Source organism: Kitasatospora sp. NPDC087315 (assembly GCF_044744345.1).
Taxonomy (GTDB): Bacteria; Actinomycetota; Actinomycetes; order Streptomycetales; family Streptomycetaceae; genus Kitasatospora.
The window spans coordinates 209406-217921 of sequence record NZ_JBIUYD010000006.1 but is presented as its reverse complement, the minus strand read 5'-3'; the positions used below and the strand labels follow the sequence as shown (position 1 = coordinate 217921).

At 74.1% G+C, this 8516-nt stretch carries 7 protein-coding genes; 4 read left to right on the top strand and 3 right to left on the bottom strand.

From position 1 onward, the window contains the following. Window positions 1-293 precede the first annotated feature (293 nt). From ACIO5D_RS11245 to ACIO5D_RS11235, 3 genes are all read right to left on the bottom strand, one after another. On the bottom strand, window positions 294-1196 hold the full coding sequence (locus ACIO5D_RS11245; RefSeq protein WP_400653661.1) for a 5'-3' exonuclease H3TH domain-containing protein: 903 nt from the start codon (window positions 1194-1196) through the stop codon (window positions 294-296). A 58-nt stretch (window positions 1197-1254) separates the two neighbouring features. Then, window positions 1255-2328 carry a cation diffusion facilitator family transporter gene (locus tag ACIO5D_RS11240; protein ID WP_400653592.1) on the bottom strand — a complete coding sequence of 358 codons (1074 nt, stop codon included), beginning with the start codon at window positions 2326-2328 and terminating at the stop codon, window positions 1255-1257. Window positions 2329-2709: 381 nt separating this feature from the next. Then, window positions 2710-3453: a gamma-glutamyl-gamma-aminobutyrate hydrolase family protein gene (locus ACIO5D_RS11235; RefSeq protein ID WP_363611244.1), complete on the bottom strand. Its 744-nt coding sequence runs from the start codon at window positions 3451-3453 to the stop codon at window positions 2710-2712. Window positions 3454-3608: 155 nt separating this feature from the next. Here ACIO5D_RS11235 and ACIO5D_RS11230 point away from each other — a divergent pair, with 155 nt between their 5' ends. The 4 genes from ACIO5D_RS11230 (at window position 3609) to ACIO5D_RS11215 (ending at window position 8396) form a co-directional block, all read left to right on the top strand. Next, window positions 3609-4994, top strand: a complete 1386-nt coding sequence (locus ACIO5D_RS11230) for a glutamine synthetase family protein (RefSeq protein WP_400653591.1) — start codon at window positions 3609-3611, stop codon at window positions 4992-4994. Window positions 4995-4999: 5 nt separating this feature from the next. After that, the gene (locus ACIO5D_RS11225) at window positions 5000-6367 is read left to right on the top strand and encodes an aldehyde dehydrogenase family protein (RefSeq protein ID WP_400794828.1); all 1368 of its coding nucleotides are present in this window, start codon (window positions 5000-5002) and stop codon (window positions 6365-6367) included. 10 nt (window positions 6368-6377) lie between these two features. Then, the gene (locus ACIO5D_RS11220; protein WP_363611250.1) at window positions 6378-7184 is read left to right on the top strand and encodes a 3-oxoacyl-ACP reductase; all 807 of its coding nucleotides are present in this window, start codon (window positions 6378-6380) and stop codon (window positions 7182-7184) included. Window positions 7185-7295: 111 nt separating this feature from the next. Beyond that, window positions 7296-8396 carry a DUF2510 domain-containing protein gene (locus tag ACIO5D_RS11215; RefSeq protein WP_400794826.1) on the top strand — a complete coding sequence of 367 codons (1101 nt, stop codon included), beginning with the start codon at window positions 7296-7298 and terminating at the stop codon, window positions 8394-8396. Window positions 8397-8516: the final 120 nt, after the last annotated feature.

Here is an 8516-nt window from a genome sequence, read left to right as displayed (position 1 = left end):
TGGGGCGCGCGTGGGCGCGGGGGGGGGGGGGGGGTGTGGTTTTTGGGTGTGGCGTTGCTGGCCCCCCCGCGGGGGCGCGGGGGGGCGCGCGCCGGCGCCGCCCCCCCCCCGACTCCAAGGGTTCGCCTGTGTGACGGGCCCTGGACCGGTGGACCGCCGTTCTTGACGCGAGCTCAACTATCGGATAGCGGGCGGGAGTTCATCGGCCTGCCGGGAGCGAGGTGTCGAGGACGGCCCTGATCCCCTTGTCCTCGTGCCCAACCGTCCGATCCCGGCCGCCCTCGCGTACGGGTTCAGCGGGTGGCCAGGGCCTCCACGACCCGCTCCAGCGAGGTGCCCAGGCCCCAGCGGGCGGACAGCTCCTCCAGGGTCATCGGGTCCAGCGGCTCGCGCGGCAGGGCGGGGTCGAACTCCGGCAGCGGCGCGTCGATGGCGACCCGGACCACCGTCGGCGCGACGTCCAGGTAGCCGGCGCCCTCGACGATGTTGCGCCGACGGGCCGGGGTGAGCTTGGAGCCGGCGTCCAGGGCGGCGGCCCGGACGGCGGCGAGGTCCCCGTACTCGTTGATCAGCTGGACGGCCGTCTTCTCCCCGATGCCCTTGACTCCCGGCAGGCCGTCGCTCGGGTCCCCCCGCAGCGCGGCCATGTCGGCGTACCGGGCACCGCGCACACCGTACTTCTCCAGCAGCAGCGCGTCATCGGTGACCTGTAGGTTCCCCATGCCCTTGACCGGGTAGAGCACGGTGACCGCCCGGGCGTCGTCGACCAGCTGGAACAGGTCGCGGTCCCCGGTGACGATCTGCACCGGGCCGGTGGCGCGGGCGGTGAGGGTGCCGATCACGTCGTCCGCCTCGTAACCGGGGGAGCCGGCCCGGGCGATGCCGAGCGCGTCCAGGACCTGCTCGATCACCGGGACCTGCGGGGCGAGCGTGTCGGGCACCTCCTCCTCGCCGTCCTCGGCCGCCTCGGCGACCCGGTGCGTCTTGTACGAGGGGATGAGGTCCACCCGCCACTGCGGGCGCCAGTCGGCGTCCATGCAGGCGACCAGTTGGTCGGGCCGGTGGTCCTGGACCAGCCGGGCGATGAAGTCCAGCAGGCCCCGGACGGCGTTGACCGGCTCACCCTGCGGGGAGCGCAGGGTGTCCGGCACACCGAAGTAGGCCCGGAAGTACAGGCTGGCGGAGTCGAGCAGCATCAGTCGCGGTGCGGTCACGCCTCAGATCATGCCGTACCGGGCGGACAGCCCGCCGGTTTCAGTGCTGGTGCGGGCCGGCGCGGTGGACCGGACCGTGCGAGTCGGCGCAGTGCTCGGGGTCGGGGCCGCGCCCGGTCGGCGCGGTGATCTGGAGCAGCGCGCCGGCCTCGTCCTCGCCGACATGGTCGACCTGGAGCGTGCTGTGGGTGATCCCGTACTCGCCGGCCAGCCGCCGCTGGAGCTCGCGGCGGACGGCGTGGCAGTCGCCGCCCGGGGTGACCAGGATGTGCGCCGACAGGGCGGGCTGGCCGGAGGTGATCTCCCAGATGTGCAGATCGTGGATCTCCGCCACCAGCGGCTGCGCGACCAGCCGGTCCGCCACGGCGTCCGGGTCGATGCCGGCCGGCGCGGCCTCCAGGAAGATCCGCCCGGAGTCCCGGACCAGGCCGATACCGGCCCGCAGCATCAGCGCGACCACGATCAGCGAGGCGATCGAGTCGGCCCGGACGAAGCCGGTGGTCAGCATGACCACGCCGGCGACGGCGGTGGCGATGAACGCGTACAGGTCGGTGAGCACGTGCTGGAAGGCACCCTCGACGTTGAGCGAGGTGCGGTTGGCCTTCGACATGCACCAGGTGGCGGCCAGGTTGACCACGATCCCGACCAGCGCGGTGACCAGCACCAGCGAGCCCGCCACCTCCGGCGGCTCGAACAGCCGGGTGATCGCCTCGTAGCCGAGCCAGGCGGAGAGCACCAGCAGGGTGACCCCGTTGGCCTGCGCGGAGAGGATCTCGGCGCGCTTGAGCCCGTAGGTGTACCCGCCCCGGGCCGGCCGGGCGGCCAGCCGCATCGCGACCAGGGCGAGCACGATCGAGGCGGCGTCGGTGAGCATGTGCGCGGCGTCCGAGATCAGCGCCAGCGACTTGGCGGCGAAGCCGACCACCACCTCGCCGGCCATGAACACCACGATCAGCGCGAGCGCGCTCAGCAGCCAGCGGCGGTCGGCGTCGGCGGCCACCCCGTGCGAGTGGCCGCCGTGCCCACCGTGCCCGTGACCGCCGGACGGCTGCCGGTCGGGCGTGTGCCCGTGGTCATGCGCATGATCATCGTGGGAGTGCTCGTACCCGGCCATCGATGTCCTCTCCTGGACGCACGGGGGGTAGGGGGGAAGGGGCGCGACCGCCCTGCACCCGAAGTGAACCGCAGATCGGACGGAGATCCAAAGGCTGTACTGGTGACCGTTGTCGTTGCCGTCGCGGCACCTCGCTCCGGTAGGGCCACGCCGCCGCTGAGCAGGGGAGGAACCGCCATGAGGGGCGCCGGACCGCTCGGCCCGGCGACGATCGCCGCCCCGCTCGGCCACGGCCGGCGGCGGGAGGCGCCGCCCCGGCCGGTCGCGGCCCGCCGGGGCGTGGTGCCCACGCTGCTCGCCGCCGGCGCGGCCGGGGTGCCCGCCACTCCGGCGGGCCCGCCCCAGCCCGCCCCCGGCCCGCCGCCCGTTCCGCGCCGGGCCTCAGCCCAGCGCCGCCTCCACGGCCTCCAGCGGCACCGAACGCGCCGCCGTCGCCGCCCGTACCAGCGCCTGCATCACCCGCAGGTCGTCGCCCTGCTCCGGGTGCCACTGCACGCCCAGCGCGAAGCCCGGGCCCTCCACCGCCTCGACCGTGCCGTCCGGCGCGTGCGCGCTCACCCGCAGCCCCGAGCCCAGCCGGTCCACCGCCTGGTGGTGGAAGGTCGGCACGGTCAGCTCGCTCTCCGGCAGCAGCCCGCCCAGCAGCGTCCCCGGCACCGGCCGTACGGCGTGCTCCCGGTACCGGCCGGGCGAGCCGCCGTGCACGTCCGGGGTGACCACGTCCGGGAGGTGCTGCACCAGCGAGCCGCCGCACACCACGTTGAGCACCTGCATGCCCCGGCAGATGCCCAGCAGCGGGATGCCCGCGGCCAGCGCGGCCCGGACCAGCGCCGACTCCCACTGGTCCCGCTCCGGAGCGTCCGCCTCCGTCGACGGGTGCGGAGGCTGCCCGTAGTACGCCGGGTCGATGTCCGGCCCGCCCGCGATGACCAGCGCGTCCAGCCGGGCGAGCACCTCCGGCGCGCGCTCCGGGGCGTCCGGCGGCAGCAGCACCGCGATCCCGCCCGAATCCCGCACGTACGCGGTGTACCGCTCGGGGACCAACGCCACCCGGCGATCCCGCCAGTCGCTCCAACTCGCGTCCACCACGTAGGTGCTGACGCCGATGAAAGGCCTGCGATCCATGGCGCGCATTCTCCTCCCGCACCACCTGATAACCCGTCAATCCGGGCTCTCGGCGCGCCACACCCGCCCGCCCTCTTCCGCGCTGTCAGGGGCAGGCCGTACGGTTCGCTGTGACCGACCGATCTCGCAGAGTGATCGAGGAGGAGGGTTCCGCCATGCCCGACCACGCCACCGCGGGCGCGCCGCCGCGCCCGCCGCTCACCCTGGACGAACTGCGCACGCTGGTCGACGCCGGCGAGATCCACACCGTCGCGCTCGCCTTCACCGACATGCAGGGCCGCCTCCAGGGCAAGCGCTTCGCCGCCCGCTTCTTCCTCGACGAGGTCGCCGAACACGGCGCCGAGGCCTGCGACTACCTGCTGGCCGTCGACATCGACCTCAACACCGTCGACGGCTACGCCCTCTCCTCCTGGGAGAGCGGCTACGGCGACTTCGCGATGCGCCCCGACCTCGCCACCCTCCGGCGCACCCCCTGGCAGCCCGGCACCGCCCAGGTCACCGCCGACCTCGCCCGGCACGGCGGCCACCCCGTCGCCGCCGCGCCCCGCCAGCTGCTCCGCCGCCAGATCGAGCGCCTCGCCGAGCACGGACTCGCCGCCGACATCGGCACCGAGCTGGAGTTCCTGGTCTTCCGCGACACCTACGAACAGGCCTGGCTCGGCGGCTACCGCGGCCTCACCCCGGCCAACCAGTACAACGTCGACTACTCACTGCTCGGCACCGCCCGGGTCGAGCCGCTGCTCGCCCGGATCCGCAACGAGATGGCCGGCGCCGGGCTCGTCGTCGAGTCCGCCAAGGGCGAGTGCAACCTCGGCCAGCACGAGATCGCCTTCCGCTACGCCGACGCCCTCACCACCTGCGACCAGCACAGCGTCTACAAGACCGGAGCCAAGGAGATCGCCGCCCAACAGGGCTGCGCGCTCACCTTCATGGCGAAGTACGACGAGCGCGAGGGCAACAGCTGCCACATCCACCTCTCCCTGCGCGACGCCGACGGCGCCCCGGCCTTCGCCGGCCGCGACGGGCGGATGACCGACACCATGCGGCACTTCCTCGCCGGACAGCTCACCGCGCTGCGCGAGTTCGGCCTGCTCTACGCGCCCAACATCAACTCCTACAAGCGCTACCGGCCCGGCTCCTTCGCCCCGACCGCCGTCGCCTGGGGCCGGGACAACCGCACCTGCGCCTACCGCGTCGTCGGCCGCGGCCCCGGCCTGCGGATGGAGAACCGCGTCCCCGGCGGCGACGTCAACCCGTATCTCGCCGTGGCCGGAATGATCGCCGCCGGGCTGCACGGCCTTCGGCAGAAGCTCGACCTGCCCGCCCCCTGCCTCGGCAACGCCTACGCCGCCGACGAGTACGCCCGGGTGCCCGGCTCGCTGCGCGAGGCCGCCGGCCTCTGGGCGGAGAGCGAACTCGCCCGCGCCGCGTTCGGCGACGACGTGGTCGAGCACTACCTCCACATGGCCCGGGTCGAACAGGCCGCCTACGACGGCGCCGTCACCGACTGGGAGCGCTACCGATCCTTCGAGCGGATGTGAGCACCATGCCCGAGCCCACCGCCAGCACCGTCCTCAACCCCGCCACCGGCGAGCCGCTCGCCACCGTCCCCGACACCACCCCCGAGCAGCTCGACGCCGCCGTCCAGCGCGCCCTCAAGGCCCAGCAGGGCTGGGCCGCCCTCGCCCCGGGCGAACGCGCCCGGCTGCTGCGCCGCTTCGCCGACCAGGTCGAGGTGCACATCCCCGAACTCGCCGCCCTGGAGGTGCGCGAGGCCGGCCACACCCTCGGCAACGCCCGCTGGGAGGCCGGCAACGTCCGCGACCTGCTGGAGTACGCGGCCGGGGGAGTGGAACGGCTGACCGGCCGGCAGATCCCGGTGGCGGGCGGCCTGAACGTCACCTTCCACGAGCCGGTCGGCGTGGTCGGCGTGATCGCCCCGTGGAACTTCCCGATGCCGATCGCCGCCTGGGGCTTCGCGCCCGCCCTCGCCGCAGGCAACGCCGTCCTGCTCAAGCCCGCCGAGGCCACCCCGCTCACCGCCCTGCGGCTGGCCGAACTCGCCCTCGCCGCCGGGCTGCCCGAAGGCCTGTTCCAGGTCGTCCCCGGCGCCGGCCCCGTCACCGGGCGGGCCCTGGTCGACCACCCGGCCGTCCGCGGGATCGTCTTCACCGGCTCGACCGTGGTCGGCAAGGAGGTCGCCGCCCGGTGCGCCGCCCGCGCCAAGCGGGTCACCCTCGAACTCGGCGGCAAGAGCCCCAACATCGTCTTCGCCGACGCCGATCTCGCCCGCGCCGCCGACCCGATGTCCTTCCTCGACAACAGCGGCCAGGACTGCTGCGCCCGCAGCCGGATCCTGGTCCAGCGCGAGGCCCTCGACGACTTCCTCGCCCTGCTGCTGCCCGCCGTCGAGGCCGTCCGCACCGGGGACCCGGCCGACCCGGACACCCGGCTCGGGCCGCTGATCTCCGCCGCCCAGGTCCGCCGGGTCGCCTCCTACGTCACCCCCGACCTGCCGGTGCTCGCCCGCGGCCGGGTGCCCGACGGCCCCGGGTTCTGGTACCCGCCGACGGTCCTCGCGCCCACCGACCCGGACGTGCCCGCCGTCACCGAGGAGATCTTCGGCCCGGTCGCCGTCGTCCTGCCCTTCGACGGCGAGGCGGACGCCCTGCGGCTCGCCAACGCCACCCGCTACGGCCTCTCCGGCTCCATCTGGACCAGGGACCTCGGCCGGGCGCTGCGCCTGGCCCGGGGCGTCGCGGCGGGCAACCTCTCGGTCAACTCCCATTCCTCGGTGCGGTACTGGACGCCGTTCGGGGGCTTCGGCGAGTCCGGCATAGGCCGGGAGCTGGGGCCGGACGCGCTGGCCCACTTCACCGAGACCAAGAACGTCTTCATCCGGAGCGAGGAGTAGGGGACCAGCCATGACCGAGAAGCCCGCCACCACCGGGAAGGACGCGCCGGTCTGCCGGCGCCTGGTCGGCCGCACCGCCGTGATCACCGGCGCGGGCAGCGGCATCGGTCTGGCCGCCGCCCGCCGGCTCGCCGCCGAGGGCGCCAAGGTGGTCTGCGCCGACATCGACGAGAGCAGCGGCAAGGCGGCCGCCCAGGAGGTCGGCGGCCTCTTCGTGCACACCGACGTCACCGACCCGTACATGGTCGAGGCGCTGTTCGACCAGGCCTACGAGACGTACGGCGGCGTGGACGTGGCGTTCAACAACGCGGGGATCTCGCCGCCGGAGGACGACTCCATCCTGACCACCGGCCTGGAGGCCTGGCGGCGGGTGCAGGAGGTCAACCTCACCTCCGTCTACCTGTGCTGCAAGGCCGCGCTGCCGTACATGCGCCGGCACGGGCGCGGCTCGATCATCAACACCGCCAGCTTCGTGGCCCGGATGGGCGCGGCCACCTCGCAGATCTCCTACACCGCCTCCAAGGGCGGGGTGCTGGCGATGTCCCGGGAGCTGGGGGTGCAGTTCGCCCGCGAGGGGATCCGGGTGAACGCGCTCTCGCCGGGGCCGGTGGACACCCCGCTGCTGCGGGAGCTGTTCGCCAAGGACCCGGAGCGGGCGGCCCGCCGGCTGGTGCACATCCCGCTCGGCCGGTTCGCCCGGGCCGAGGAGATCGCGGCCGCCGTCGCCTTTCTGGCGAGCGACGACTCCTCCTTCATCACGGCGAGCGAGTTCCTGGTCGACGGCGGGATCGCGGGGGCGTACGTCACCCCGCTGTAGGCGGCGGCGCGGGGCCGCCTGGCGGGTTCTCACCGTAATCTCATCGAAAAACCCCGGAATTCGCGGTCCCGCTGATATCGCGTTTATCCGCGTGCCTTTAGATTCTCTGTCGTGAGTGAGCAGATTCCCGCCGGGTGGTACCCGGACCCGAAGGACACCACCAGCGACCCGAGACCGCAGCGCTGGTGGGACGGCAAGGGCTGGACGGCCAGTACCCGGCCCGCACCCTCGGACGCGCCGGCCCCGGTACCCCCGGTGGCGGACGCTCCGGGGCCGGACGCGACCGCCGAGACCCGGGTGCTGGAGGGGGAGGTGCTGGAGAGCGGGCCGACGGTCCGCCATCCCGGGCCGCCCCCCTTCGGCGCCGCCTACGGCGCCGCGGTGCCGCCCGCGCCCAGGCCCCGGCGCAAGCCCTCCAAGCTCGTGGTCGCGGCCACCGTGGCGGCGGTGCTCGGACTGGGCGTCGGGTCCGGGGTCACCTACCTGGCGATGGACGGGCACGGCGACCGGGCGCCCCACCGCACCGCTCGGCAGGCCCCGCCGTACGGCGGGAACGGCCCCGGGGACGGCCAGCCCGGCAACGGAGGCAACGGCAACGGCGGTGGCAGCAACGGAGGCGGCAGCAACGGCAAGGGCAACGGGAACGGGAACGGCAAGGGCGGCCCGCTGTCCGGCAGCGGGATCGCCCCCGACCTGGTGAACCGGATCACCCTGCCCGTCCCCTCCGGCTGGGAGGGCGGCACCACCACCGACGGCTTCGCCGCGCTCAGCGTCGGCTCCTACACCTGCGAGGGCGGCGGCAGCTGCTCGCTCGGCGGGGCCAACACCGGCCAGATCTCCGGCGGCGGCACCGACGTCCAGGCGGCGGCCAAGGCGGACATCGAGAAGGCGGCCAAGGACTCCTACAACGACATCAACTCCCACGAGGAGCTGAAGTCCGAGGCGGTCAAGGTCGACGGCCGCGACGGCTACCTGGTCCGCTGGAAGGTCGACGCGGCCAAGGGCAACGACGGCTACGTCCAGACCGTGGTCTTCCCGTCCGCCGACGGCAAGTCGCTGGTCTCCGTCCACCTGGGCTTCGACATCGCCGCCAAGGCGCCCGACGTCTCCGTGATGGACACCATCGTCAAGGGCATCGCCGACTACAGCGGCAAGATCCCCGCCTTCCCCGGCGGTGGTGCCGGCCCCGACGGCGGCACCGCCACCACCTGACCGCACCGCTCAGCTCACGCACGGCGGCCCACCCGGAAGGATCCGGGTGGGCCGCCGTCGTTCGGGTCTGCCTACGGGCTGGCGGGGGCCGGACCGTCCGGGGGTTGGCGGGCGGTCCGA